This window comes from Pseudomonas sp. SLFW (genome assembly GCF_009905615.1).
In the GTDB taxonomy this organism is placed as follows: Bacteria; Pseudomonadota; Gammaproteobacteria; order Pseudomonadales; family Pseudomonadaceae; genus Aquipseudomonas; species Aquipseudomonas bambusae.
Map to the genome: position 1 here is coordinate 1 of NZ_JAAAKW010000008.1, position 26542 is coordinate 26542.

The window sequence follows — 26542 nt, forward strand, 5'->3', positions numbered from 1 at the left end:
ACCCCAATCCTATGGAAAAGGCCCGTGGCAGCGAGACCGAACGACAGGCGCACGAGTTCGAGCGGGTTGAAAACACAGACGATAAAAAGCGCGATACCCCTCCACCCCAAACCTGGAAACATCCGGACGACGGGAAAAGCCTGTCTGAAAAAGACGAAGAAATCCCGTTGAAACCCTGAATCGCTGGTTGATCACTCAACAACACTCTCTGAACGAGAGGGAGGTTCCCATGCAAAGCACGGTACTCAAAACGCATCTCAACGGTTACGACGTCATCAACGTCAACAACGGGCCGTGGCGGGTTTGCACCCATCACGATCGGCTTGGCTCATTCGATACGCGCGAGGAGGCCATGGCCTACGCGGCCTCGTTGCCTGTGTACAAAGAAAGGTCTGCGCCGAGTGCCGACGCGGATGACATGACCGAGAAGAAAGGGGCGGGAGCGGAGGGAGAGACGAAGCACTAAGTCGGCCTGCACATCGGGAGCCCCTCGACAGTCGGGCTCCACCTTTGAGGCTTTCACGCAAAGCCTGCAAACAGGCTTTCATAAGGGATGTGCAGCCCGTCGTGAAGCCGTTTGATCATCCCCAAACTGAGGCTCCGCTTGCGATTCAACACTTCAGACACCCGCCCGCTCGACACGTTTGGCATCGGCCACGCGCTGGTCGGCGGGTTCGACCTGAGCAAGCAGACGCTGGATTCGAAAACCGGCGCTCTGACGGCGGCCGACCGCGCCCGTATGGGCAGTCTGCCGGTGGCCAGCAACGACTGGTCGCGTTATCCGTTCAGCGCCAATACCTACACCTCGGCCAAGCAGTCAGTGGAGCAAACGGACAAGGCGTTCTATGTCCTCGACACGCTCAAGTTCAACGACAACTGGCAACTGCATCTGGCGGCACGTCAGGATCACTTCTACACCCGCGTGACGGACAACGAAAGCCGCGCCAGCCAGACCGCAGCATTCACCGACCTGGGCCATTCCGATCAGTCGGAAAAACTCACCAGCGTGCACACGGCGCTGGTCTACAAACCGGTGCACAACGGCAGCTTCTACATCAGCTACGCCAACGCCAAACAACCCTCCGGCGTGCTGGCCGTGGCGCAGACTGGCAGCATCGCGTCGACCAAGGGTGATCGCGGCAAGACCTACGAACTCGGCACCAAGTGGGAGCTGTACGACGGCGCGCTGGAGCTGACGGGCGATGTGTTTGAGACCAAGCGTCAACTGACGTTCATCGATGACGACGAAGGCACTGCGTTCACTGGCGGCGAAGAGCGCGTGCGCGGTCTGGAGCTGTCCGGCACGGGCAACATCACCCGCAACTGGTCGGTGTACGGCGGCTACATTCACGAGAACAGCAAGCTGGTCAAAGGCTACAACGGTTCGGAAGAGGGGCTGGAACTGGCCAATACCCCGCAAATCGCGCTCAACCTCTGGACGACGTACAAACTGCCGCTGGACCTGTCGGTCAGCTACGGCGTGCGCTATGTCGATGAGGTAAAAATCTATCGTGGCCAAGGCGCTGTGCTGACCCGCAACGGCGAGACGACTGTGCCGGACTACGTCGTGCACGACGCGATGGTCAGTTGGCAGGCCACCCGCGATCTCGATGTGCGGATGAACGTCAACAACCTGTTCGACAAACACTACTGGTCCACCTACAACGGCCGCGGCTACGGCGTGCCGGGCGCGGGACGCGGGCTGATGGTGAGCGCCGATTACTCGTTCTGATCACGGCAAGGCGACGGCGCGGGCGTTTGGCCGGTACTCCCCGATGGGTCAAACGTCCGCGTTTTCTTGTCAGCGAGGTTCATCCCGCATAATCTCGAAAACAAATGGCCCAGCGGCCAAGTTCGTACTTATCGAGATAGCAGGTGAGCATGTGGACGTGATTGATCTGAAGGTCGTCGACGCCGTCGCCCGGCATGGCAGCATGAACAAGGCGGCGGTGGAGTTGAACACGGTGCAATCGAATGTCTCGTCGAGAATTCGCTCGCTGGAAGACGAACTCGGCGTTTCGCTGTTTCAGCGCAGCGCCAAGGGCGTTCAGATCACCCCGGCAGGGCGCCGTGTTTTGCCCTATGCCGCCAGGCTTGCCAAGTTGCTGTCCGACGCGTCGGCCGCCGCCCGGGACGACGGAAAGCCCACCGGCGTGTTGGAAATCGGCACGCTGGAAACCACCCTTGCACTTCGTCTGCCATTGCTCATCGCGCGCTTCGCCAAGGCCTGGCCTGACGTTCGCCCTGTGGTGCGCACCGGAACGACCAGCAGCCTGATTCAGGACGTTGTCGACTGCAAGCTCGAAGGCGCGTTCGTGGCCGGGCCGGTCAGCCACCCCGAATTGCAGGCCGACACCGTGTTCAATGAGGAACTGGTACTGGTGACCTCCCGCGCGGTTCGCACGCTTGAGGGCGTCGCCGCTATCTCGCATTTGAAAACGGTGGTGTTCCGCGTGGGGTGCTCTTATCGCCAACGGTTGGATGGGCTGTTGGCGAGCCTGGGCATGGTCGCGCCGGAGCCGCTGGAGTTCGGATCGATCGATGCGATCATCGCCTGCGTGTCAGCGGGGGTAGGGATCACGCTGCTTCCAAGAGGGGTGGTCGCCCACGCATGGCAGGAAGGTCTGGTCGCGGTTCACGAAATCCCGCCCGCCTTTGCGCAGGTCGAGACTGTGTTTGTGCGACGTCTCGATGGCCACTTTTCCAGCGCGCTGGCGACCTTTCTCGACAGCGTGCACACAGAAGGGCAGGCGCGAGGGTCGAATATTCGGCAGCTCGCGTGATGCTTAGCGAGCGGTTTCAACCGGGCTGCGCGCTGCCACGATGTCGATCAGGAACGCCAGTGCTATGGCCCCTGTACCGATCACGAACAGCAACGCGTAGTTGCTGCCGCTGTAGGTGAACAGGTACGAAAAACCGTACGCCGCGACAGCCTGAAACAGGGCAAACCCCACCGTTGCAGTGCGCCACGCTGCAGCTTGCTGAGCCGGATGGTGTGCGAGCAATTCGTGCACGCGGCCCAATACCAATGGCACCGTCCCGGTGACGAAAGCGCCGACCACGACACTCGACGCCATCAGCCAGGGTGTGCCGAGCCCCAGCGCGGGAATGCACACGCACACGCCTTCCAGAATGAACGACAGGCGCAGCGCCAGACCGAAGCCTACCCGGTCCGCCAACACGCCGGCGAGCAAAGGCCCGAGGGTCGCGCCAATGCCGAACAGCACCCAATATTGCGCGCCCACTTCGAGCCCTTTGTTCAGGCCATGGGCAATGAATGCCACCAGAAAAATCATGTGCGGCACCCAGCCTGCCGCGTTCAGCGCGTATTCGGCGTACAAGGCTTTGAGTGTGGTGTTCTTCGATTGGCCAGGGTGATGAGTGGCGTTGGCGGGCGTCGCTTCGTGCGTCGGCCAACCTTTCCAGGCGAGCGCCGTGAACACCAGACAAATCAGGCCCAGCCCCAGCCACGTCTGCTTCAAGCCTTGCTGCAGCAAGAGCGGCACGAGTGTGCCCGACGCTGCAATACCGACACCGACGCCCATGAAGATGATCCCACCCGCCAGCCCTCTCTTGGCGGGTGAAACTTGGGCCAAGACGGCGGGCGCGGCCAACACCATCAACGCCCCGCCGGAAATCCCCGACAGCAGACGCCAAACAAAGAACCACACGTAGGAAACCGGAAAAGCACAGGCCAGAAACGCAACACTGGCGAGTAGCATCATGGCCCTGAGCGTGAAGGCTGTGGACGATTTGTCTGCCATTACCCGACCCGTCAGCGCGCCGATCAAATAACCCGCAAGATTGGCAGCGCCCAGATAGGCGGCCTTGGACGCATCGAACCAGCCCGCATCAATGATGGCGGGCAACAGAGGTGTATAGGCGAAGCGCGCCAGACCGATCCCGACCAGCGTCGCGAGAAACCCCGCCGCGATCCCCCATCTGGTGTTATGGGAACGATCTTGAGCCGTTGCAGCGTGGGAGGGTGCGTGAGCCTTTTCCATCTTCGTCGCCTGTTGAGTTCAGATGAGCCCACCCTACGCGCGACGTCGATATCTGAAGAAGCGAAAATAATGGATCGCGGCTATCTCTCTAAGAGATATCAGCAAGTGCCGGGTACGGCCGTGTGCTCACACGCAACGTGGCTCCGCTCGTGTGGTCACAAGTGGCCGAACCAGGCTGATGAGTCCCAAACTGGCCATGGCTGCGCCGACCCAGAGGGGGGCCCGCAATCCAAACCCGGCATCAATGGCTGCGCCGCCCGCCCAACTGCCAAATGCCAGTCCAGCGGTGATCACCGAGGTGTGAAGGATGTTCACCAGCGCAGCGGGCTCTGCGGCATTCATCACGCGCGCCACCATGGCGGGGTTCAGCGCGACACCGGTCAGCCCGAGCGCAACGAAGCAGATCAGGTTCAGCCACTGGTGATCACCTGCGAGCGCGAAGCCCGTCAGGGTCAAGACCATCAGCCCAAGCCCCCAACCCGTGACCGGCAAAGTGTGCCGGTCCGCAAGACGGCCCACGATCATGTTGCCGATCAGGTTGGCGACGCCATACAACGCCAGCAGAGGCGCCACGAAGCGCGGCGCGACCCCGACTTCCTGGATCAGGATGGGCGTGCAATAGCTGAACGCAGCGAACGTTGCACCGATGATCAGGCCGCTGGTGAGATAGGCCGCCCACAGATGGCTGTTCTTCAATTCAGCCCACTGCTGGCTTAGTGTGGGTTCACTGCCTTTGACACTGGAAGGCAAGCGATTGGCGGCGAGGGCCGTGCAGAGCAGCGCAAGGGCGACCACCAGCCATGAGCTCGCCTGCCAGCCGACATGCTGCTCGACCCACGTGGTCATCGGCACGCCAACGACGGGGGATAACATCAGCCCCGCCAGTACGACCGAGACCGCTTTGCCCCGTCGCTCGGGTGCCACCAGACCCGCGCAGACCGTCATGCACAGCCCGATGCAAGCGGCGCTCGACACCCCCATCACCACTCGCGCGACGGCCAGCACGAAGTAGCTCGGTGCGGCGGCCGCGAGCGCGCCCGCTGCCACATAACAGGCCAGCAACGTGACCAACGCCCGTTTGTTGCCGACGTTTCGCGAGAGCAGAAAAACGGTCACCGGCGGGCCACCCAACGCCATCCCCAAGGCGTAGAACGCGATGAGGTTGCCGACTTGCGCGAGGCTCACCGAGAAGGCATCAGCGAGGGAGGGCATCATGCCCGCTACCATGAATTCCGCAGTGACCAGGGAAAAGATCGTGAGCCCTAACAGGTAGACGGTTGGAGGCAGTTTGGAGGGGCGGGACATTAGACTTCCATCGGGAGAATATGGCCGTTCACCCTAGGGAATAGAGCCTTCGCGGTCAAATACCCCTTGGGCATACGGTCATGCCAGACAGGGTCATTAGCGAGTAGTGGAGGCGTCGTTTCAGCCACCCGGACATTGAGTCAGGCAGGGCGTAGAGGGCTGGGAACGTGTGAACGTCGGAAGAAGAGGCGCAAAAAAAATGGAGCGGGTAGAGGGAATCGAACCCTTATTGGACAGAAACGCCTGAAAGCGTGTATCCGTGTAGTCTTCAAGTCGTCCGAACCTCGGTATATGCTGAGTATTTTCTGATATCACCATGGTGCACCGTGGTGCATGAAGCATTCGTAAGCTTCTAGCGATACTCGATGCGGTCTACCCTCGAACCTTGTGCCGCTCAACCATCGGCTAGCGGGGGGGCATACCCCTCTGCCGATTGGGTACGCTCGCCATCAAATAGCCTTCTCCAAAGGCTGGATCTCACATTCGTTGACATGGCTAGGGAGATCCTGCCAAACGCTTGGTAGGTCGGCGCTATCGAGCAGGTAGCGCCCTTATCAGCACGTACTAAATTAGCCTACGGAAGCGCCATACGTTTACCTTGGAGAGTTGCTATCGCGATGCTTTTGCATGTCGACGTCATCGAAAGGTTAAGGGATTTTTCCTGGCTGAAGATTTGTTCACACGACCCCGAGACAGGTGGACACCAGAGTTTACGCCCTCACTTACCTTCTTGCTGAAATGAAAAAGTCCAAATGGGCGGCTCGTCCCGATGCAAACGTTCATTCTGGAGTTCACAAAAATCCTGACGCCATGATGGTTTACGCTAAGTGATTTTATCCAGCTTCATGAGCGTGTTGCATGTCTTGGTTAGCTCAAATTCAAAACTACCGATTCTATGCTGAACGAAGTTCACATCGACGTGTGTATAGTCGGCAGTGTTTAGTATTTTTTCAACCCTCCTTATAAAATCTAAGTTTGCCTTGATTCCAAAGGTTATCGATTTCAATGCTTCAGCAGGGAATTCATGTCCTCCAGTTCGACTACTAACTAGTCGGTACTCCTCTTCGTACTTCCATTTTTCCGATTTAACAAAAAGATTGGCGTGCATTAACTCTGATAGTTGTTTAGTATAAAAACTATCACCTAAATTGTTCTCGTACCGGTTGTCGCTCTCCCAAGGCTTTACAAATTCACCAAGCCTATTTGCTAAATCCAAAAACAAATCCTGATAGGGTGGAAGTTTTGAGTATTTCATATCGTCACGGATAAATATATTTTTGTCTAGTAGTAAGCTTGTGTCAAATTCAATAGCTATGCCTGTGTGAGATCCTCCATAATGTGACCATAATAGTGCATCTGTTGGGGTTTTAGATAGTGAGTAAATTCCCAATGTAGACATGTACCACTGCAAAGCCCCATTAAGCCCAATTTCTTTTCCGTGCTTATCCATAAATGAGTGCTGGTTCAAAATATGGATCAAAAAAGATTTTCTTAAATATTCTTCACTATGATGTGGTGGATACATATCTACAACTTTTTGATATTCGGCATCAATGTTTATTTGTGAATCCAAAGGGTCGTTAAGTTGGGCTGCAAGCGGGAAGTATATTGTGCGATTTGAAAGTATCTCCAAGGTTCTGCTAGATGGATCTCTATATTTGTATGCTTTCAAGGCTGTGTCTCGCTCTTACTTAAGTGTTGTAAATTTATTTATATATGCGTTTGCTTGCTTGATCAGTATTATAATTAATTATCTTGGCCGTTGTCATGGGCGGATCTGCGAGCCCGGCGGCGGTGGATGATTTGCACCAGGCAACCGGGCGAGATTTCGGCTTTTGACGTTATGAGCGTGACCAGGCATTACTGATGTAGGGCCTGCTTAGAGAAGCGGTCTGCTCTCAAAGGTGCCCGAGTTCCTGACGTTGAGTCACCTTAGGTCATCGGTTGTGCACGAGGCTGAAAATCACCTTTCACATCTTGCCTATTGAAAGACAGCCAGCGAGAACTGCATTCCCTGGCACCGCTCGCCATGGGATCCCCGGCGGGCTCGGAATTCGCAAAAGGGCAGAGGAAATGTGACTGGCGTCACATCCCAGCGTATTTAAATTCCCCGGCCCCCTTAAAAAATTTCAAACGCGTCGTAGTTTATATATTTGAGGACAAAGCAAAAGCAGGGAGATCCCAGTTGCCCCACAAGCCTAGGTCTGACGCCATTTTAGTGAGGGCTTTTGGCGTTTTCTGATTCTGCTTTTTCGATCTGTTTGGCCAACCTGAAGAAACACAATGGTCGGAGTATCCGCCTGGTGCAGGGGGGAATCGCCAAGCTTAGCCGCCAGAGGCGGCAACTTTAGCTTTGAATACAAATGCAGCACAGGCCACGGGCCGATTACGCTCGCCCAAAATTGTACCCGTGTCGGACAACACGGTCTGGGGCTCTTGACACGGGGACATCAATGCCTCAGCCACGACCTCCAGCGCGTCTGCTAACCTGCGATCCTCTCGTGCATCTCCTGAGTCAGGTTGGAAAGACTGGCAGTGGCGAAGCAGGGCATCGAGATCGTTTTGATTGAGATCAAATTGGATGAGCATGCGGAAGTCTCTGGCATGGGCGTTGGTGGTCGAGTTTGACCGGCTCCGGGATTGCCTGGCAACGAGGGTGATGGCGTTTGAGTGAGGATATGGAGCGGGCGATCTGGCTGCTCGCTGAGCATGCGTATAGGGATAAACTGAGCGACGGACTGATGGCCCTAGTTGTATGCTTTTGCGCACTATCTTTCAACTTCCGGTGCCGTCCCAGGCTAATGTGGCCACCTGAGTAATCAGTATTCACCCAACTCATCCTGCATCCATTGCTGCATGTGTATTTGGCGACGCTGCTGCATCGGCCCGAAATCATCCGGGGACATATGGAATTTTTTCATGACGTCAGGATCTCCCGCCATCCCATCAAGCTCGGAACATTCCTCGTACATGTTATCCCAGTGAGATAAAACACTAGCCTTGATCCGTGATAGGGGACGGATTTTTGCATGATCGTCCAAGACTATATCTGGCAACATCAGCTTGCGAAAAGCCCTGCTAGTAGCGAGTTGGGATTTACGTACCCTTCGATTGTGAGCAGCCGCTTTCAAGGCCCCCGGCAATATGAATTTCCCTGGCTCTTTTCTAAGGGTGTTGTAATAGACTCGGAACTCAAAGTCGCTCATGTTACGGCTGAGCGGGTGCTCCAGTCCGACGGCCTCTAGCATGTCATCTATCAATTCATCTAGCGGGCCTTCGAAATATTTGGCTACTTCATCAACTGTCAGTTTAGCGTGCTGAATGTAACCATGCAGCCAGAGTACGAGATAAAACGTGATTATTTGACGTGACATGCCTCTGCAAAGATCATTGCAAAGCGCATCTCCGAAATATTTATTCTTTATCGCGTCATTGATTAAATTCGCCAGCATGGATAGATCTAGGGCATACATATCCAAGGCGAGTTGACAGAGGACGGAGACGAGTCGCAAGCGATGACGAAGCGTATGGGCAGGAAAATGAATAGCAACAAGGATGTGAATAATGTTGTATTCAAGCCTTGAGCTGTCTTGAAGTAGTTGAGTGTACTTTGCCTCGATTCTGCCATCCTGATGCGGCGTTACTTCGCCCAACGTGCAGCCAACCCAGTGGTACTCACCCTCAAACTCGTTGGCGACAGCATTCGCCTCTAGAATTGACAGCATGCTAACAGAGGTTTCTGCGATCAAAGTTCCATCGCGATAGAGGTATACGACTATAACAGCTCCGTATTTCTTGGAATAAGTAATCGCGTGCTCAGTTACGACTCGTTCAAGCTTGAGCTTCTGATGCACTTTTTCGAGTCTTTATGCATCAAAATTTCAGCTGTGTTGAGCATTGTGACTGATAAGGCCTCTTTGCCTTGCTCAAGGATCCTTGAAAGCGCTTTGCACCTGCGACTTACAAACTCCATTCCCCAAACTGTACAGTGAAGGTCGAGATAGTGGGTGTATTCATGTATGCAAAGATTGTAGGCATCAATCTCTCTAGGAAGTAGTTTATTTTTTCTAATGCTTGGCCTAAGTGCAGACCGGAGAAGGCCCCTGTCGTAAGATGAGTAGGCGTTTAGAAGAATCACACTGGTGGTGTAATCAAGACTTCCTAGGTCATCCGGAGAACAAAGGGTGAATTTCGTGCCTGGCTTTATTTTCACTGTATTCCCTGCGTTTTTTTTGCATGCTCGGACATTATATCCGCGCGTCGCAAACTACTAAACAGTTGAAACGCTTTGTGCACCATGATGCCGCCCAAGCGGTAAGGCGAGGCTCTTCAGAAGGGTAGGTACAGGCGCTCCTAGGCCCGTTGGGAGAGTGAAGCCCAGAATTGCCAGAGGAGCTCAAGGAGTGATGTTCATGATTGCCTGGCTGTTGCAGACGGGAGGGAATCAGCTCGCTGGCCTCGCAAGCTTCTGTCTCGACCTCAAGGCCTATGACGCCCAGATGAATGGCTGAGGAGATCCGTAGCAAGGCTCAGGTTCACCAGGATGCGATCGCGCTGAGCAAAGCCAAGATCACGAATATCGACCAGTCCATCGACAGCATCAACACGTCGTTGGGGGTGCTTGGGCTCAAGGGGTTTCTGGTGGTCAGGGAAGAGGGTGAGCTTCCTCGTTACAAGCTGCAAAGACCTGCCCAGCAGGCTGGCGTGTTCAAGACGCTCAGTGAGGGAGAGAAGACCCTCATCTCCTTTCTGTACTTCCTAGAGTCTGTAACGGCGAGCTCGATGAAAAAGGTGGCAAGCTGAAGAGCGAGCGAATCATCGTGATCGACGACCCGATCTCAAGCCTATCAGGGGTAGCGCCATGAGGCCGAACGCTTTCCATCACAGGGCTATGTGGGGCTTTGAAGTCGCGACAGTGTTTTGGACTGCAGGCATCCCTCGGGAAAGCTGCACCGCTCATTCGGCGGGCGAGTTGAGTCTGGAACAGCATATTAGACGCTGCTATCCTAACCTAGACTGGCTCTTTGCTGGACGGGGCGGGGTAAAGCATACTGGCACCATTGGTGGGGATTTCTTGCCGCAAAGGGCCCTGCTCTATGCGCTGCGCTAGCATACGACTGATGGTAGCTCCACCGTACAGGGTGGAAGCACGCAAAAGCTCATAATCAGACGTTCCGGAGGGAAGCCCTTCCATCACCAGGATTCTGCATGAGTCGCCTGGTAAATCGATCCCATCGTAACGGTTGGCAAATACGACTGGCCCACTGGTTCTGCGCGATTGCAATGCCCCAATTGCATTTTCGACTTGGTCTGAGCCTTCGGCGAATTGCGCAGTGTCATTCCACGCCTGTGCGGCATAATTGGCATGCACCAACACCACGGCCCCAAGGTTCACCCCTGCGACTTGCTTGAGAGTTGACTTAGCGACGTTTTGTGCATCGAAATCGAACTGCATCAGGCTTGGGATCAGGATCATCCGCTCGCTGATGCCCGCGAGAGATCTGGAGGCCAGCGCATCACCTGGAGACAGGGTTGAGCCTGGCCGGAGTGCACAGAAATGCCTGAACGTCCGATCTGCGCGTAGAAGACTTGGCAGTCCCCCATACACCTGCCTGAAAAGGCATGGATGTCTAAGCGAAGGCCCAATGCTGAAGCCCATCTTACTCGTCGAAGATAACGCCCACGATCTTGAGCTGACATTGATTGCTCTTGAAAAAGCCAAGCTTGCCAACGAGGTTGTCGTTGTGCGGGACGGAGACGAGGCACTTGACTATCTTCTTCGACGTAATCACTTTGCCGGGCGCGCTGAGGGCAATCCAGCTGTCGTTCGGCTTGACCTCAAACTACCAAAGCTCAACGGGCTGGAAGTGCTAGAGACATTGAGGAACGATAGCTTGCTTAGCAGCGTGCCGGTGGTGATGCTGACCACTTCTCGGGAGCCACAGGATCTGAGTCGAGCGTATGAGCTGGGCGTCAATGCGTACGTTGTAAAACCCGTAGATTTCAAAGAGTTTGTCTCTGCCGTTTCGGAGATTGGAGGGTTCTGGGCAATCATCAATGAACCCCCACCCGGCTCTACGAGGCTTGTGCCGAAGCTCTAGCAATCCATAGATATTAGGACACATAGGAACGGTGTTAACGTCGCAAGGTCGAACTTTTAATACGATTGCTGGTTGTCCCAATGAATGCGAATGATTTTGCCCTTACCGCGATAGACTCCATTGCATCAGCGGTACTCCCATGTTCAGCCAATGCGTTCTACCGAAAAACTCTGACGATCATTGAGGATCTGACTTGTTGCGGGTTGATCACAACAGCTCAGGCGCATTTTTCAGGCTCAGGCCGAGCAGGGTTTGAGCGAATGGCGGCCCAGGCTGGAAGTCTTCTGATTACGTATCCCCTCAGGTATCTGTAAGCGTCCAGCCATTAACGTTGCAATCGAAAAGGCCTAATGGCGGACTTCCCACCCGAGCGCAGCTAGCCTAGATAGAACGTTGATTCATCCTGGCGGACAAAGCTTCCGCGCTTTCTTTTCGCTCCGAGTAGCGATCAACCAAATAGTCCTCACGGCCACGTACCAGCAGAGTGAATTTCACCAACTCCTCCATCACGTCGACCACACGGTCGTAGTACGGCGAAGGCTTCATCCGATCTGCGTCATCAAACTCCAGATACGCTTTGGGTACCGACGACTGATTCGGGATGGTCAGCATGCGCATCCACCGGCCCAGAACACGCATCTGGTTCACAGCGTTGAAGGACTGGGAGCCGCCACACACCTGCATCACCGCGAGAGTCTTACCCTGCGTAGGGCGTACGGCACCCATGGTCAGAGGAATCCAGTCAATCTGCGCTTTGAACACCGCAGACATCGCACCGTGACGTTCCGGGGAGCACCACACTTGACCGTCTGACCACAGCACCAGATCGCGTAGCTCCTTCACTTTAGGGTGATCGACTGGCGAGTCATCTGGCAAGGGTAGCCCTGAAGGATCGAAGATAACCGTGTCGGCACCCATGTGTTGGAGCAGACGTGCAGCTTCATGCGTCAGCAGACGGCTGAACGACCGCTCTCTGGTCGACCCATAGAGTAGGAGAATGCGTGGCGTGATGTTCGAGCCATCTGGAAGCCCCAATTTTTCAGCGCTTGGCAGATCCATCAGCGACAGATCAAGGGCTGGAAAAGTATCGACAGAGTCCGTATCAAATTCGCTCATCACAGGGCTCCAATCCGATCCAGGGCCTGCTTCAGATCCGCACCTTGAAGCGTTTTCAGATCCAGGGTGAAGAACGCGGCAAACCGCCTTTTGATGTGTTCAACAGTCGCATCAAATGCGGCCTGAACATCCTGAGCAGTGCCGTCTACCTCAGACGGGTCGGACAACCCCCAGTGGCTTTTGATGGCCGGGCCGAAATACACCGGGCAAGGTTCGCCGCCTGCCTTGTCGCACACGGTGATGACGATATCGGGTGGTGTGTCTGCAAAGGCTTCCGAGCCTTTGCTGTACAGGCTGGACGTGTCGACTCCCAATCCTTGCAGAGTGCTCACTGCACGTGGGTTGAGTTTGCCACTGGGGAAGCTGCCCGAACTGATGGCTGTGAACCCGTCCGGAGCTACATGATTGAACAGTCCCTCTGACAGGACGCTGCGGCAGCTATTGGCCGTACACATGAACAGGATCTTCATAAGCTAACTCCTACGCGCTAATGCTCAAGCGCACGGCAAGTGCTGCCAGTGTCGCAAGCAGAATGGGAAAGGTGATTACGCAGCCGACCTTGAAGTAGTACCCCCAAGTGATGCGGATGTTTTTCTGAGCCAGGACATGCAGCCATAGCAGCGTCGCCAGACTGCCGATGGGCGTGATCTTCGGGCCGAGATCACAGCCAATGACGTTGGCGTACACCATGGCTTCGTGTACGAGCCCAGATGCGCCCGTTCCCTGAATCGACAAGGCACCGATCAGTACGCTGGGCATGTTGTTCATCACGGATGACAGCAACGCGGCGGTGAAACCAGTACCCAACGTGGCAGCCCATAGGCCATGGTCGGCGAAGGTGCCAAACAGTGAGCTGAGCCCCTCAGTCAGACCGGCATTCTTCAGCCCGTAGATCACCAGATACATGCCGAGCGAAAACAGCACGACTTGCCAAGGGGCGTTGAACATCACTTTGCGTGTCGAGATCACATGCCCCTTCGCAGCAATGATCAGCAGCACCAGAGCGCATGCGGCGGCGACGGCACTGACGGGGATGCCAAGTGGTTCAAGGGCGAACAAACCGACCAGCAGAAGCAGTAACACCCACCAGCCCGCAATGAACGTATGACGATCTTTGATGGCCTCTTCTGGTCGCCGTAATTGCTCGGGCGAGTACGCCAGCGGCACCTCCTTTCGATAGAACAACCAGAGCATGCCCAAGGTCGCAACGATGCTCACCAGATTCACTGGCCACATGATCGAGGCGTACCGCGCGAATCCAATATCGAAAAAGTCCGCAGAGACGATGTTCACCAGGTTCGAGACAACCAGCGGCAGGCTGGCCGTGTCGGCAATGAACCCGGCAGCCATCACGAAAGCCAGGGTAGCCGCAGGGCTGAAGCGCAGCGCAGTCAGCAGTGCGATCACGATGGGGGTCAGAATCAATGCTGCACCATCATTGGCAAACAGGGCCGAGACCGCTGCCCCCAACAGCACCATCAGTGCAAACAGGCGAGCACCGCTGCCTCCACCCCAGCGAGCCACATGAAGCGCTGCCCACTCGAAAAAGCCCGCCTCATCCAGCAGAAGGCTGATGATGATCACCGCGATGAACGTCGCCGTGGCGTTCCACACAATGTGCCAGACCACCGGGATATCGCTGAGCGTGATGACACCGGTCAGCAATGCGAGTACTGCCCCGGTAGACGCGCTCCAGCCAACGCCAAGTCCACGGGGTTGCCAGATCATCAGTACCAGCGTGATCAGAAATATTGAAACTGCCAACAGCATGTCAGTTCTCCAGAAGCACTTAGCAGCAGGAAACCTGGCGTACCGGGCGACCTTCCATCGAAGCAAGGCGACCTTGGTCATCGCCTAGCCAGGAACGGTTAGCCTCAAGGGTCGTTTGGAGTACCTCCACTGCCCATTGAGGCAGTTCTGGATGAAGGCGGTAATAGATCCACTGCCCCTGACGGCGATCTTCCAGCAGCCCGCAGGTACGCAACTGCGCAAGGTGTCGGGAGACCTTTGGTTGGTGATCGTCGAGCGCCCAGATCAGTTCGCAGACACATAGCTCGCCTTCGGCAGCGAGCATCAGCATGATCCGGGCGCGGGTTTCATCACCCAGGCATTTGAAGAAGGGGTGGGGCTGAAAGGGCATGGTCAACCTGTATATTCGGTTTTTCGTATATACGAATTTACAGATATGATTTCCCCAGTGGAAGCAGCTTTGTTACTTAAGCCGACCAAACGTGCGGAAGCAGGTCGTGCAGCTTGCTTGCTCTGTGAGTTGGCAACCGCGTCAGTACGTCCTTCAGGTAGGTGTACGGATCATGCCCGTTCATGCGCACCGACTGGATCAGACTCATGATCGCCGCCGCTCGTTTACCACCGCGCAGCGAAAGGCGAACAACCAGTTGGAGCGACCGAGCGCCCATGGCCTGATCGTGTTTTCGACAGAATTGTTGTCGATGGGCACAGCACCATCATCCAGATAGCGCGTCAGCGCTACCCAGCGTTTTAAGCTGTAATCCATTGCCTTGGCCGTGGCTGAGCCCTCGGGCACCAGTTCTCGCTGAGCCAGCATCCATTCGTGCAGTTTCTCTGCGACGGGCACCGCTATTTCCTGACGTAATCGTCAGCGTTCTTCGTTGCTCATGTCTTTGGCCTGCCGTTCAACCTCGCACAAGCCGCCGATTGAGTGCAGTGCCTGCTCTGCCAGTTGGCTCTTGTTCGCCACATGCAGGTCGAAGAACTTACGACGCGCGTGGGTCATGCAGCCGATTTCGGTGATGTCCAGCTCGAAACCGGGCTTGTAGCCCGCGAAGTCATCGCACACCAGCTTGCCGTTCCACACACCAAGGAAGTTACGCGCATGCTCGCCTGATCATTTCCTAAATCTTCAAGCTCGAAGTCACCCAGCTCCGTACTCAGAGCTGGGGTAGCACACGAACTCCAAGCTGCGCGCTCATGTGGCGTAGCGCCACGAACACGGGCGCCTGCGGGATGGTTTAGAAGGACATTCTTTGCAATCGGCTGTCGAGGCGGTTTGCCCAGTATTCGCTGTTGTCGAGTGCCAACAATGTCTCGTGCTCTGCTTCGAAATCATTATGGAGCTCGATCGACGCGGATTCGATAAAGCTTTTCAGCGCGCGAAGGGGCTTGGTCATCTTTTTGACTAGCGGATGCGAGTCGTTCAACGTACAGAAGCCTCTGTCATCAATCTCGATGAGTTTCTGCCCTGCTGCTCTCTCCAGGCCATCAGCCAAATCCGCATCCTTGAAACCGTCGATTTTAACCCTCTGATGAAGTCCGAGTTCTTTGCAGGCCACGTAAGACACGTGTCTAGGCAGGCTCTCCAGCTGGGTGCCAAACTCAGTTTCCAGTTGATCAAGCTGATCCGCTTCACCCGAATATGCACGCTTGATCGCGGCCACTTCGTTCTTGTCTTTGGCTTTCTCAAGTTTGGCGATCAGATCGTTTTTCTCGGCCAGCTCCTCCTCCTGATCGGCCAGGGACTGCCTGGCGTCATCCAGCTCACTCACGACTTTCGCGTGAGCGGCGGTGGACACCTGTTCAAGGCTGGGCAGCTTCTTGAGAATCTTCGGGAGGCCTTTGAGGAATACATTGCGTTTGGACTCCCAGCGGGCAGTATTCTTTCCAGTGAGTCCAAGCGTCGAGTTGAGCTGGTCTCGGAACTCGGAGAGTCGCGTCGCACTATTGATTTCTGTGAGCTGCACGCCTGTGAGCACACCTCTGACATCCTCGAAGGTCAGCGGCTCCACCAGCAGTGGGAACAGGTTATGGGACATGGCCCAAGTCGCGCCCAGCTCGCAGAGGCAAAACTGGGACGCGAGGTAGTTGGGAGTAATCAGGGCGAGCACAGCTTTCGGCTTCTGGATGGCCGCTTTGATATGGTCGACGAAGTTGGCACCAGTCGGGATGCTCATGCCTTCCAGCGAAGAGCAAAAGATATTTTCTGCGCTAATGCCCATCGCCGTTACCATCAAATCCACGAAAGCATCCGCGAGGTCTTTGTCCTTAACGGCGTGACTGATGAAAATGTCCTTCGACAATTGCTACTCCTTACACATCCATGGTGATGGCTCGATGTGAGCGCTGGGATGGCGAATCTAGCAAAATCAAATCCACCGATGTAGCCCTCTTCGCGGGAAGTCAGCCATTGGCTGTCTACCCAGATCAGACTGTCGCGTGACAAGTTGAGGTTGAGCAGGATGTGCCTGCCGACGCTTCATTTGGCGCTTCAGGTGGAGTTTGGCTGCTCGCGACTCAGTCATGACCTGCGCCTGCAGTCTACAAATCAGCGGGTCATACCTGAAATTTTGATCCAGATACGCGAGGGCTGAGTTGCCTGGGTTTTTTCCCAGACGACTTCCTCTACGGCTAAAAGATGTGGCTGATTAACTGAAACCTCGGCCCACTCCGGCTTTGTATCCACGTGTGGCAAGGGGCATTGTGCTTTTCGCTATCCGACGGGTCACTCCACCAACGGCACAATCCGCTGCAACGTCCCAGCGCCCGTAACCATCGGAAACCCCTCAATCTCATACACGCAGTGTTCAATCACGCGAACCCCTTGTGCCTGCAAGTTTCTGACGAAGGCAGCCCCCTTCATCTCTCCATCAGAACCACGCCGAGCAGAGCTGAACACCAGCACCGGAGGCAGCGCTACTCCGATTGCTTCAATGGGGCTCAGAGCGAACCCCGCAGCCCACGAATACCCCGCAAGCTCATCGGCTTTGATCAACCGGTAACTCTGCGATTGCAGCACAAAAAGCTCGCGCGGCTTAACGCTCACCACGCGAATTAGCGCGTTATCCTGGCGCCGAAGGCCACGTGGTGAAAGCAGGATCAGATCCCCCGTTTTGGGTACTTTCGTATCTGCGGGAACGGAGCTGTACCGTCGGTTAAGCACCAGCGAGATCTCTGGGCAATCACACACCACAGCGATACGCTGAACATCCTCCGCATCGATCCGCGCCTTAATCTCGGAGAGCTCCGTAAAGCACTGCTGGATCGGCAGAGCACCTTGCCGGCGCACTCGGACATCGACTGTCGGGAAGTAGCGGGACATCTGTTCAACTGCTGCATTACCCGGCAGTGTGGTATCGACCAGAACAACCAGATTTACTACATTTCCCAGCTCTGCCAGCAGCTGAAAAATCTCGAACAAGGGCAACTGATTGAACTGTTGCACCACGACCGTACGCCCGTGCGCGCCGTCGGTGATCTCGTAAAACGGAACATGGGCAACACCCAGTTCATCCTCATAGGCCACACACCTGGATCTGGCAACTGTCATTGATGTCGGAGCGGTGTTCGTCAGGAGCTCAGAGACAGCAGAGTACTGCTGGGTGAACTCAATGGCCGCCTTGATATCGTCATATCGCACAAGCACCACTCGCGAGTTAATGGCCAGTGATACTTCGTCAAGCATGTCGTGAGCGAAGAGATCTGGATTGAATGCATCCAGGCGGCTGAAAGCATGTTCAATCTCACGCTGGCTGTAGGTAGGGTGAAATGGGCCGCAGATCCTGGTCAGGTGGTCACGGATCGCGTTCTGCAGTCGATAGTTACTTTGGAGCTGAATCAGCCCCTCCGTCGCGACGATCCATCCCTGGCGCTCACATTCGCGAACTGCTTCAAGCACGTCGTCCAACTCTCCAACAGCCTCACTACGCCCAACACCCCCCCACCCGTCAACATCATCCCCCCTATGAATGGAAGCGACTTCAATAACGGTATTGCCTGCCAGGGACTGCGCTTCCAGATACCGCAGCAGCCTTAGGGCATGCTCCAAGCCCGGATTCAGCTCTAAGCCGCAAAGCACAGCCGGAACGTCATCGGGTTCCATAAACGGCAGTGCTATGAGGGGGTTGGTCAGGAGGACGTCGGCGTCTACTGGCAGACTTGTCACCATCCGCTCTGCAGTGGTCTGACGAAACCCTTGGCGCATGATTTCGAGCACCGATTCCTGGAAGGCCATGTAGTCCTCCCACGCGAACTGCAGTTGGGCCGTCTGGGCATCGCCTAGATACTTCCCCAGGATGAACCGACTCTCATGCTCAAGCAGTTGCCGCACGCGGCGCCGTTCGGCCACGGCAGCGTCTATCAGCAAATTCCCAAGACCGTAAGGGGGGGTAAAAAGGGGCAGCACACCTTGAGTGCTAACGAAGCCCGCCAGCGCCTTGCACTCGTCAAATCCCTCGCCGACAACGGAGGCAACCGAGGCGATGACCAATCCTCTCCCGCGCTTAGCAATGGACGCGCGATAGGTCATTCCAGGGAATAGTGGTTTGGACATCAGCGTCTGGTCGAGCCGCGCTTTGAATGGGTTCCCAGTGGCCAGAGATAGGAAATGAAATTGTCGCTCTCCGCTCAGTGTGTGCGTGAGTTTCCGGACGAAGTAATAATTTCCCATTGGCTGTACACCATTTTTTAGAAAAGACTACAAGGGGATAAAAAGGGCTATAAAGGAGCGAATAGATCGGCGTCTAACCGGCGCAACAAGAGCGCGGTCAGAACGTGAGGATTTTCCCTGATCTAATGATTTCCTCTCGGAAGGCAGCGCACTGGAGGGCCCGCTGAGCGTCCCGCAGTTGGGTTCGGAGCAACTGAATCTCGGTTCGCAAACTGGCCAGCGATTTGTCGTACTGCGTATGTGGCTTGGTGGACGACTGGGATCGTACGTGCTCCAGCAAGAGATCAGCAATCTGGGAAAGCTCCTCCCCACCGCGCCCTGGATAGAACACTTGCCTGGTAAGTCCAACCGTCCCGGCAAGCCATGCGAGGTTTATTTTGCCAGCTCGCATAGGCACGCCTTTACCTGATTCGATGACCTCCAAGACCACCATGCGCAGCTTCCTGGCTGACTCCAATTGCGGCGTCATGGCGCGCAGTACCTCAAGCGGCGTGCCTCCCTGGACATCAAACCCCGTGCCAGCAGCAACCCCAGCACCGTCCTCAGCATCAGCGCCACCGATACAACCATCATTCAACTTAAGCACGGGTATTTTTCCATTTGAGGTAGGGGGCGATGAGCTTGGAATCCGCAACTGGCTTCGGAATCCCGCTGACATTCGAGAAGTCGGTCAGGGTGTTGTCGACGATCTGAATGGCTGGCTTGTGATCGAGGATTCTGTCTACGAGCTGGCAGGTCACTTCGTATTCGCGTTGGTATTCAGATACGCTGGCCTTGGCGGCAACCCCGTGAGACTGTGCAGCCCTGACAGTCCGTTTCGATAGGTCGTCTACGATGTTGCGAAGCTTGGCGTTCTCCTCCTCTAGCTGCGCAGTCCGAATCATGACCGGATGCATTGGATCGATATCGATCTTGTACGGGGTAGGAGCGCTGCTCCCATCGCCCAGCAATGCCGGATAGCGCTCCAAACACTGCCTGTACGTCTTCCCACGCTTTAACAGCAAGCTGCGATCTATGCCGCAAACGCGGGCTACTTCCTTTGCTAACTGGCTGATATTTTTGAAGGGGTCACCACTCTCCTGAAGCACCTCCAAGGCAGCATTGATTCGAGCAATCGTCGCATTGAGTTGCGCGGCGCCGCGGCGCGCCTTCACTGTTTTGGTGGGTTTCTTTGTCATGGTCGGTTCGGCCCAGTCTCACGAGCTCGCTTGGCCATCTCAGTGCACCATCGCCATCGAAGCTTGGTCTTTGGGTGAGAAGGCGGAAGGGTGGCTCAGGGCGTACGCAGCAATATCCCCGAATGAAAGATCCGCACCATTCATAATTGAAAGAATTTGACCAATGTAGCGCTCTCTTTCGTCTACTGGTTGGTTGACAACTATCAATAACTCGGGGTTACGTGCCATCTCTTCAAGGATTAGCGGGTAATGCTCTGACGCCAAGGCAGGAAACTGGGACATGTCTAACAGCATGGAGAGAACGCGCTGTTTCGGGTCGTCCATATCAACGCTGTGACGTACAGCATTAGCAAGGTCGCGATGACGAGTGATGTACCCTTTCGGAAACTTCTCTTCCCGCCAGTTTTTCTCAAGAATCTGTACGACTTGACGGTATCCGGCCAGTTCCAACGCGCTCAGAGAAAGCTCGTCGTAGACTATCTCGGTATTGGACGAGTGTGGTTGATGTTTGTGTAATTGCTGAAGCCTTGGTTTGAGATGATCAACGCGGTTGGCCAGGTCGCGAACTTTCGCGTTCAGTCCGGGTAGGTGATCGATGCCGAATATTGCATAAGGGCAGATACCACACGTGCGAGCTTTTCTTGTGAAATTCATCAATTTTTTAGGGCAATCACCGTCTAGCGCACATATGCAATTGTCCAGAAATTTTACGCGCTGAGTTTTGGTGCTAGCAATCAAGTCCAGACCCGTCTCCTCAATGTCCAGAATACCTGGAAGTACGGAAATCAGGTGCTGTTCGCGCACTGTATCTTTGCGGTGCTTTTGCCAGCCTTTGACCAGCGCTGATTCTGGCGATGACGGGCTGGGAGGTCTGCCGGTCAGAGCAGCAAATGCATGCGCAGACACTGCTTTGTTGGCAGATTCAACTAGGGTGAGCGTTTCTTGTCGCGTCGGCACTACGTAATGCGCAGATGTGTACCGATGGGCATGGCCTACTTGCCCTCCGATGATGGCGTAATCGAGAAATGCATAAATACGGCGGTGGGTAATCCAAGTTGCGCGCAGCGCATGGGGTGTATGTACTGCCGACCAATCTCCACTGGCCGTCTGCTCCACGAATTGATGGCGACTTTCAGGTGGCACGAAACTGTTGTACATTTCTTGAAAGCCACGAAGAATCAACGTCCACTTAGCTGCGTAAGAGGGATCAGAAAACGGCAAGCCGCTATCGAGCCATGGGCTCCGGAAGAGAGGTTGGATTTTTCCGTACTTCTTCGCATTGCTGATATCGTTTTCGTAATAGACACCTTTGTATTTTTTGCCGTACTGCTTAGTCTGAAAGTGGCGCTCTTGGAGCAGTACGTCCATAACCTTGTAAGGGAGCGATACGGGGCGGCTATTGCCGCTTTTATCGGTGTTGACGTAGAGAATGCAGCTGCTAAGGCTACCCCGCAGAGAGGCATCATAATATTTGTCAAAGCTGCGAACATCCAGCCATTGGCAGTTTTGAAGGCGTAGCCCAGAAAACATGGCTGTGGTGAGCATTCTCAACTGTGATAGCCATGGGACGTAAATTTCACGGCCAGCGTATTTATAATTCTCACTTTTCCACGAATAGGCGTTGATGATTTTTTTGAGAGGCACCTCCAAGGTTTCAGAGATGTCGTCGGGGTTCCACAGCTTGAGGGAGTATGAAATTCCGTATTTTTCGAGATCAATCCAAACGCTGTTTTTCAGATCCAGAGAGTCCTGGAAGCTCAGTAAGCCTGTCAGGCACTTGTTTTGAAGTTCAACCCCGATCGCATCGAGTGCCAGCATGTAGGCCTCGACCATAATCATGGAGCCGATGGGCAAGGGGATTTTGTCACTTTTCCCCGCTGGGCCACTTCCAGGTGAGTCCAGTTTTGGATGAACCGGATTTGTGTAGGGGCCACTGACCAGTGCTCTACCATCTGGCAGCAATTCTTTACTTTTCGCTATCGCGACCTCAAAGAACCGCCATACCGAAAAAATGAAATGCGACTTTGTTTTGATACTGCGTTTAAGATCGTAGAACTGCATCAGTGTGAGGGGCAAGTCGAGGTGCGAGCTACCCTTGAGATTTTTGATCTTGGTGTTTTTTTTGGTGCGATGCCAAAATATGGATCGGTGGAATTCCTCGATGTTAGTCGGAAATTCAACGCCGCTGTCCGGGTGTTTCCTTAGCCAAGCGGGCAAATACCTGCCCAAGTAGTCCATCAGGATGTGAATGTAGCCAACTTCCTGCGCCCTGCTTTTGGGTTGGTGCTCTTCGATATGCTCAAGATGCAGTTTCCCAGCTCTTACCCAAGAGGCTAAGTTGTCCTCAGTATGAGGACTCTCTGGGGTATTGTAGTAACTCTCGACCCATTCATAGTCGCCCTTTGTAGGCCGCCTGCGGCCAGGCAGAGCTGCATACTCCTCAGGGGAAAGTACGCTCTGTGCTTCCCAGTTTTGGGCGTCTTCTCGGGCGATTTTATCCTCAATTTTTTGTTTGTTCTTCCTCTTGCGGCCATCAAGGCCGGCGGCATAACGGGATCTTCTCCATTTTAGGTTTTCGCTTTTTGACTGGCTGGGGTCGATCGAACCCCAGTGCATTGCGAACTCCGCATAGGACTTTTTGATTTCGGTACTCGATTTCTCGATCCTGGTCGTGCTTAGATGCACGTGATACCCCTCAAGTAGACGCGCCTGATCAGGGCTTACAATCGATGGATATTGTGTGGCGAACAGGTGAAGCCAAGCTAGGTAGGAAAAATCCAGGCCTTTACTGCCCTTCGTTGCCTTGCTCTTTATTTCACGCTGTTTGTCTACAACTGCAGGCGCGGCCTCCCACAGCTCTTCAAATACTATATCTTCAGGCTTTTTCCAGTTCACACGGTACTGGAAAGTGCGAGCGCAGCGCTGCTGATGCGATGCCTTGAGTCCAGCGATCTGGTGAATGAAGCCCTCAGATATGTCTATCATTTCTGGGTACTTGGCCCATATGCCACTCAGGTTGAAGCTGTGGGGGAGGGTGACGTGTCCCTTCGCCCACAAGAGTACAAACATTGCCCGGATAGGGATGCGAAGTCCGCTCACATCTTTCAGCTTTGGTGTGTACTCGCCCGTGAGCTCCTCATAGAGGGGTATTGCGACATCAAGCTGTTTGTCGGGTACGAGGCATAGACTGTAAAGAGTAGTGAGCTCTGGGTAGGTCAGGGCCCGACCTTTCCGATGCCGCAGGAAGATGGATAAGGCCAGACGGTGTCTGGCCTGCATATCCCTCAGAAGCTCGGGATTGGCTTTCCCCGCGACAGTCTCGGCATCCACAGCTTTCTGAGCCAACTCTTGCAAGATGGCTTGAGCGCTTTGCAGGACATCGTCGCCGTGCACGGTAAGGTTGTCGGTGGTGTTGATCACGCTTCTGGGCCCTGCTGCAGCAGTTGCTCGCTTAGGCGCGCATAGGCTTGGCCACGGTAGTAATCAATGCTTTCCCCGGCGCCTCGGTGGTAGATGAGTTCATTTGCAGCATCTACCTCCACAAGGGTGTGAATACCCAAGTCGGCGGCATAGATCTCAGTGCTTTTGAGGTCGGCATGGCCCATCAACAACTGGATCTCAGGCAGGTCGAGGCCAGGTTTAGGTCGGCCTGGCACCACCACATAGTTACGTGCCCACACGCCGTACAGGTGGCGGAATTGGTGGGACGAGTAGTTTCCTTGAGGCGCTACGAACTTCAGTTTCTTCTGCGTGGCTTGGATGCTGCGATTGACCGCCCTGTTGACGCTGTTGGCATTGAGTTCGCAGAGAGGTACACCGTAGGTATCTTCATCCAACGACAGCAGCAGCCAAGAGCTGTCAGAAGAAGGGCGCACAGCCATGTACTCAGCCAGCTTTTCCCAAAAAATCGACTGGAACGGCTCGAACATAGTCACAGCAGCCGTCTTGCGGCCCTTGAAGCCGAAGCTTTCCTTGTTCGTCGTATCACGCAAGCCCTGAGGGTCTTCAACGCGGATGATTTGCGCGTCAACGTCAATGTCCTCCAGGCGAATCCCCATCGCTTCCGATAGCCTCAAGCTCCCGAGCCCAAAGCTCCAGATCAGGCCGTCCAGTGGGGTCGGGGCGTTTTCAAGCATGGGTAGGATGTGCGGGAGTCCGATGTGTTTGGCCTTTCGCTGTTTCTTGTTCTTGGGTGCACGCAGGCCTCCTTGGGCTTTCTTTGCGCCTTCACCCAGAGAGGGTTTGACCTGCAGCGTGTTGGCGTGGATCTGAGCCAATTCCTGAGGGCTGCGCACACGGGGACTGAGTTCCGGCAACTCATTCACTTGCTCCAGAGGCAGTTGACCCGCAAGTACAGCGGCCATTTCTGCCTGTTCAAACGTGATTGCGCTGCAGACCCTCAGCATCAGATTGGCGCCTGCGATGTATGGGCCCGCAGACTTGGCGGAGAGTGTTTTTCGGCCTGTTCGAATGAATGCCTGACGGACAATCGGGTCTTTAGCGTCCGCCCCATCGATGAGATAGGACGGAAAAAGCTGCATGGTTTTCGACGCAGTAGCAGGGTCAAGTCGGCCAGAAAGGGCACCGGTCTCATAGAGAAATTCGGCGAGCGCGCGCCCACCCCTCTCCAAGGTGATGACCGAGTTACGCGCGTAGCTGATGCCGATCTCGTCCCAGAGGTGCTCGGTGAACTCATTGTAGAAATCCAACGGTATGCCTGTAGCTGTCTCGTAAAGCCTGGGAGGCTCGCCCTTGACCAGCGTGAGGCTATTCATCGCCTGCATGCTGCCGCCGGGGCCTGGCTGTTTTTGACCCTTCTGCCGACGAGGGTCTGAGAGGCTTGGATCTTTTGCAATCGTCGGTTTACGCATATATTGACAAGTCTCCGGGATGGTGGTTTAATCTCGCGAACCGGATGGTATTGACTGTAAAGTAAAATTTGAAATAAAAAAAAGTGCTATGCGTGGCATTTTTTATTCCATTTCGTGTGCGTTTTCTTTGCAGCCCCTTTATTTCTGGCGTTTCTACGGTCGTTTTCGCCGTATCTTCATTCCTCTGGGTAGTCTTGTTGCCTCGCGAGGCATGCGTGCCCCCCCCCCGTACCGATAAGTATTTTTAACGGCTCGTCTGCCTTTTCCTATTGTGCTGATGGGTTCCGCTGCGTCATGCCTATTGGCATGCGTCCATGGCTGAATCTGATTGTTTTCGACTGAAAGCGTCCGCGAAGCCTGCCCGTCCAATGGCGACGTCAGCGGTTTTGCGGTACTTTGTACTGGCATGAAGCCATATCTCTAGCAGGACGCACCCCGACGGCCCAGGCTCCGATCCTGGCTGACCTTGTTCCTGCGCATTCATTTTGTGACAGGAACGACCATGTCAGGCGGCGAAACTGAAAAAATTGCGAGGCTCGCGGAGCTCGTTTCCAATGACATCTTCAGCTTCTTCCGCTGGAAAAAAGAGGGGCCTACGAACCTCAATTTCGGCTGCGTGAAGAAGGAAACACACGCGCCCTTGAAGAAGTCTGAGCACACGCATCCGACTGACGTGGTGTTCAAATATGCAGATCCCTACCTGAACAAAGCCGTTTACCTTCACACCGATTTGAAGAGCTACGCGGTGGGCTCCATCACGATGGACTCGATCAAGAAGGCCTTGAAGTCTTTGGGCAAGACGATTGACTGTGCCCGTGCTTCTCCGGAATGGCAGACGCGCTATCACCTAGCCAAACGTGAGAAATATGAAGTTCGTGGGATGCTGTTTGTATTCAATCACGATGACGAGTACGACAAGAATTTCTACGATCACTTCAAGGACTACAAGGGTGAGAATCTGCACATCAAGGATTCTCAGCAGATTCATATCGTTGAGCCGTCGCTGATCAACTACCTGAATACATTGCAGGTCGATGTGAACAACCTCAGGGCGAAGGGGACATTCCCGAAGGATAACTACACCTTCTATTACCCTGACCTCGTGTTGCACAAAGCGAGTGGCGAATACTGGGAGCGTGCTGCCACGGCAGAACTGATCGCCTCGCCTTACATGATCATTCACCACAAAGAGGTGATCTCGTACTGCGAGAAAGCCAAGGCGCTGGCCGAAACCTATAGCGAAGGCTTCCTGATCTACTACCGCCGCGACGGCAGCTCCGAGATCGAATTTCGGTACCTCTTTGACGCCTTGTCCAGGTTCCAGATTCTCAACGCCAACAAGGACTTGAAAATCCGAATCAGGGTTGCCAACCGCAATCCTCACAGCAGCATCCTCAGCAACTTCAACGCTGCCATCAACAGCTACGTGACCGAGTGGGGCGAAGACGAGAATCGCAAGCTCAAACTACAGGCGATCGAACTGGATATCGTGAATCACGCGATACCGAACTATAAGCCCGAAGCGATCGGATGGGAGCGAGACTGA

General features: G+C 54.8%; 20 protein-coding genes and 3 pseudogenes. 6 read left to right on the forward strand and 17 right to left on the reverse strand.

Annotation, left to right across the window (positions count from 1 at the left end):
* The first annotated feature begins 229 nt into the window (after positions 1 to 229).
* Entirely contained in the window at positions 230 to 466 is a 237-nt protein-coding gene (locus tag GVN17_RS15485; protein WP_166596151.1) for a DUF2188 domain-containing protein, read from the forward strand.
* 53 nt (positions 467 to 519) lie between these two features.
* Here GVN17_RS15485 and GVN17_RS29690 read toward each other — a convergent pair.
* Positions 520 to 639 (reverse strand): annotated as a pseudogene (locus GVN17_RS29690) (transcriptional regulator); the annotation flags it as partial.
* Between GVN17_RS29690 and GVN17_RS15490 the strand changes: the two are divergent.
* Positions 605 to 1732 carry a TonB-dependent siderophore receptor gene (locus GVN17_RS15490; RefSeq protein WP_166596152.1) on the forward strand — a complete coding sequence of 376 codons (1128 nt, stop codon included), beginning with the start codon at positions 605 to 607 and terminating at the stop codon, positions 1730 to 1732. The pseudogene GVN17_RS29690 and the gene GVN17_RS15490 overlap by 35 nt on opposite strands.
* A 151-nt stretch (positions 1733 to 1883) precedes the next feature.
* Complete coding sequence (locus GVN17_RS15495; RefSeq protein ID WP_166596153.1) at positions 1884 to 2783, forward strand: LysR family transcriptional regulator; 900 nt, start codon at positions 1884 to 1886, stop codon at positions 2781 to 2783.
* Between the two features lie 3 nt (positions 2784 to 2786).
* Here the strand turns inward: GVN17_RS15495 and GVN17_RS15500 are convergent, their stop codons facing one another.
* The 4 genes from GVN17_RS15500 to GVN17_RS15515 form a co-directional block, all read right to left on the reverse strand.
* Positions 2787 to 4004, reverse strand: coding sequence for a YbfB/YjiJ family MFS transporter (locus tag GVN17_RS15500; protein ID WP_166596154.1), 1218 nt, complete (start codon positions 4002 to 4004; stop codon positions 2787 to 2789).
* 126 nt (positions 4005 to 4130) lie between these two features.
* Positions 4131 to 5309 carry an MFS transporter gene (locus GVN17_RS15505; protein ID WP_166596155.1) on the reverse strand — a complete coding sequence of 393 codons (1179 nt, stop codon included), beginning with the start codon at positions 5307 to 5309 and terminating at the stop codon, positions 4131 to 4133.
* Positions 5310 to 6132: 823 nt separating this feature from the next.
* Positions 6133 to 6981: a DUF2971 domain-containing protein gene (locus tag GVN17_RS15510; protein ID WP_166596156.1), complete on the reverse strand. Its 849-nt coding sequence runs from the start codon at positions 6979 to 6981 to the stop codon at positions 6133 to 6135.
* A gap of 1147 nt (positions 6982 to 8128) precedes the next feature.
* Positions 8129 to 9163, reverse strand: a complete 1035-nt coding sequence (locus tag GVN17_RS15515) for a hypothetical protein (protein WP_166596157.1) — start codon at positions 9161 to 9163, stop codon at positions 8129 to 8131.
* 649 nt (positions 9164 to 9812) lie between these two features.
* Here GVN17_RS15515 and GVN17_RS15520 point away from each other — a divergent pair.
* Positions 9813 to 10159: pseudogene (locus tag GVN17_RS15520) on the forward strand (AAA family ATPase); the annotation flags it as partial.
* 161 nt (positions 10160 to 10320) lie between these two features.
* On the opposite strand, the gene GVN17_RS15525 reads toward GVN17_RS15520, so the two are convergent.
* Positions 10321 to 10785, reverse strand: coding sequence for a hypothetical protein (locus tag GVN17_RS15525; protein WP_256665240.1), 465 nt, complete (start codon positions 10783 to 10785; stop codon positions 10321 to 10323).
* A 169-nt stretch (positions 10786 to 10954) separates the two neighbouring features.
* Here GVN17_RS15525 and GVN17_RS15530 point away from each other — a divergent pair, with 169 nt between their 5' ends.
* Positions 10955 to 11410, forward strand: coding sequence for a response regulator (locus GVN17_RS15530; RefSeq protein WP_166596158.1), 456 nt, complete (start codon positions 10955 to 10957; stop codon positions 11408 to 11410).
* Positions 11411 to 11791: 381 nt separating this feature from the next.
* Here GVN17_RS15530 and arsH read toward each other — a convergent pair whose 3' ends face one another.
* From arsH to GVN17_RS15585, 11 genes and pseudogenes are all read right to left on the reverse strand, one after another.
* Positions 11792 to 12526, reverse strand: a complete 735-nt coding sequence (gene arsH, locus GVN17_RS15535) for an arsenical resistance protein ArsH (protein WP_166596159.1) — start codon at positions 12524 to 12526, stop codon at positions 11792 to 11794.
* Entirely contained in the window at positions 12526 to 12996 is a 471-nt protein-coding gene (locus GVN17_RS15540; protein WP_166596160.1) for an arsenate reductase ArsC, read from the reverse strand. The genes arsH and GVN17_RS15540 overlap by 1 nt, the downstream gene beginning before the upstream one ends.
* Before the next feature lie 10 nt (positions 12997 to 13006).
* Complete coding sequence (locus GVN17_RS15545) at positions 13007 to 14296, reverse strand: arsenic transporter (RefSeq protein WP_166596161.1); 1290 nt, start codon at positions 14294 to 14296, stop codon at positions 13007 to 13009.
* Positions 14297 to 14315: 19 nt separating this feature from the next.
* On the reverse strand, positions 14316 to 14666 hold the full coding sequence (locus tag GVN17_RS15550; RefSeq protein WP_166596162.1) for a metalloregulator ArsR/SmtB family transcription factor: 351 nt from the start codon (positions 14664 to 14666) through the stop codon (positions 14316 to 14318).
* A gap of 76 nt (positions 14667 to 14742) precedes the next feature.
* A pseudogene (locus tag GVN17_RS15555) lies at positions 14743 to 15392 on the reverse strand (IS66 family transposase); the annotation flags it as partial.
* A gap of 124 nt (positions 15393 to 15516) precedes the next feature.
* Positions 15517 to 16581 (reverse strand): toll/interleukin-1 receptor domain-containing protein, encoded by a 1065-nt coding sequence (locus GVN17_RS15560; RefSeq protein ID WP_166596163.1) that lies wholly within the window; start codon positions 16579 to 16581, stop codon positions 15517 to 15519.
* 422 nt (positions 16582 to 17003) lie between these two features.
* Positions 17004 to 18947, reverse strand: a complete 1944-nt coding sequence (locus tag GVN17_RS15565) for a hypothetical protein (RefSeq protein ID WP_166596164.1) — start codon at positions 18945 to 18947, stop codon at positions 17004 to 17006.
* Positions 18948 to 19044: 97 nt separating this feature from the next.
* Positions 19045 to 19416 carry a hypothetical protein gene (locus GVN17_RS15570; protein WP_166596366.1) on the reverse strand — a complete coding sequence of 124 codons (372 nt, stop codon included), beginning with the start codon at positions 19414 to 19416 and terminating at the stop codon, positions 19045 to 19047.
* A 109-nt stretch (positions 19417 to 19525) separates the two neighbouring features.
* Entirely contained in the window at positions 19526 to 20125 is a 600-nt protein-coding gene (locus GVN17_RS15575; RefSeq protein WP_218576247.1) for a hypothetical protein, read from the reverse strand.
* 39 nt (positions 20126 to 20164) lie between these two features.
* Positions 20165 to 23545, reverse strand: a complete 3381-nt coding sequence (locus GVN17_RS15580) for a site-specific integrase (RefSeq protein ID WP_166596165.1) — start codon at positions 23543 to 23545, stop codon at positions 20165 to 20167.
* Positions 23542 to 24996 carry a site-specific integrase gene (locus tag GVN17_RS15585; RefSeq protein WP_166596166.1) on the reverse strand — a complete coding sequence of 485 codons (1455 nt, stop codon included), beginning with the start codon at positions 24994 to 24996 and terminating at the stop codon, positions 23542 to 23544. Before GVN17_RS15585 ends, GVN17_RS15580 begins: the two co-directional genes overlap by 4 nt.
* Positions 24997 to 25498: 502 nt before the next feature.
* Between GVN17_RS15585 and GVN17_RS15590 the strand changes: the two genes are divergently transcribed.
* Positions 25499 to 26542 carry a hypothetical protein gene (locus GVN17_RS15590; protein WP_166596167.1) on the forward strand — a complete coding sequence of 348 codons (1044 nt, stop codon included), beginning with the start codon at positions 25499 to 25501 and terminating at the stop codon, positions 26540 to 26542.

Excerpts from the sequence above, each read along its gene's own strand:
- GVN17_RS15485 (WP_166596151.1), top strand. The coding sequence starts at position 230 with ATGCAAAGCACGGTACTCAAAACGCATCTCAACGGTTACGACGTCATC.
- GVN17_RS15500 (WP_166596154.1), bottom strand. The coding sequence starts at position 4,004 with ATGGAAAAGGCTCACGCACCCTCCCACGCTGCAACGGCTCAAGATCGT.
- GVN17_RS15505 (WP_166596155.1), bottom strand. The coding sequence starts at position 5,309 with ATGTCCCGCCCCTCCAAACTGCCTCCAACCGTCTACCTGTTAGGGCTC.
- GVN17_RS15525 (WP_256665240.1), bottom strand. The coding sequence starts at position 10,785 with ATGATCCTGATCCCAAGCCTGATGCAGTTCGATTTCGATGCACAAAAC.
- GVN17_RS15530 (WP_166596158.1), top strand. The coding sequence starts at position 10,955 with ATGCTGAAGCCCATCTTACTCGTCGAAGATAACGCCCACGATCTTGAG.
- arsH (WP_166596159.1), bottom strand. The coding sequence starts at position 12,526 with ATGAGCGAATTTGATACGGACTCTGTCGATACTTTTCCAGCCCTTGAT.
- GVN17_RS15540 (WP_166596160.1), bottom strand. The coding sequence starts at position 12,996 with ATGAAGATCCTGTTCATGTGTACGGCCAATAGCTGCCGCAGCGTCCTG.
- GVN17_RS15545 (WP_166596161.1), bottom strand. The coding sequence starts at position 14,296 with ATGCTGTTGGCAGTTTCAATATTTCTGATCACGCTGGTACTGATGATC.
- GVN17_RS15550 (WP_166596162.1), bottom strand. The coding sequence starts at position 14,666 with ATGCCCTTTCAGCCCCACCCCTTCTTCAAATGCCTGGGTGATGAAACC.
- GVN17_RS15565 (WP_166596164.1), bottom strand. The coding sequence starts at position 18,947 with ATGGGAAATTATTACTTCGTCCGGAAACTCACGCACACACTGAGCGGA.
- GVN17_RS15570 (WP_166596366.1), bottom strand. The coding sequence starts at position 19,416 with ATGACGCCGCAATTGGAGTCAGCCAGGAAGCTGCGCATGGTGGTCTTG.
- GVN17_RS15575 (WP_218576247.1), bottom strand. The coding sequence starts at position 20,125 with ATGACAAAGAAACCCACCAAAACAGTGAAGGCGCGCCGCGGCGCCGCG.
- GVN17_RS15585 (WP_166596166.1), bottom strand. The coding sequence starts at position 24,996 with ATGCGTAAACCGACGATTGCAAAAGATCCAAGCCTCTCAGACCCTCGT.
- GVN17_RS15590 (WP_166596167.1), top strand. The coding sequence starts at position 25,499 with ATGTCAGGCGGCGAAACTGAAAAAATTGCGAGGCTCGCGGAGCTCGTT.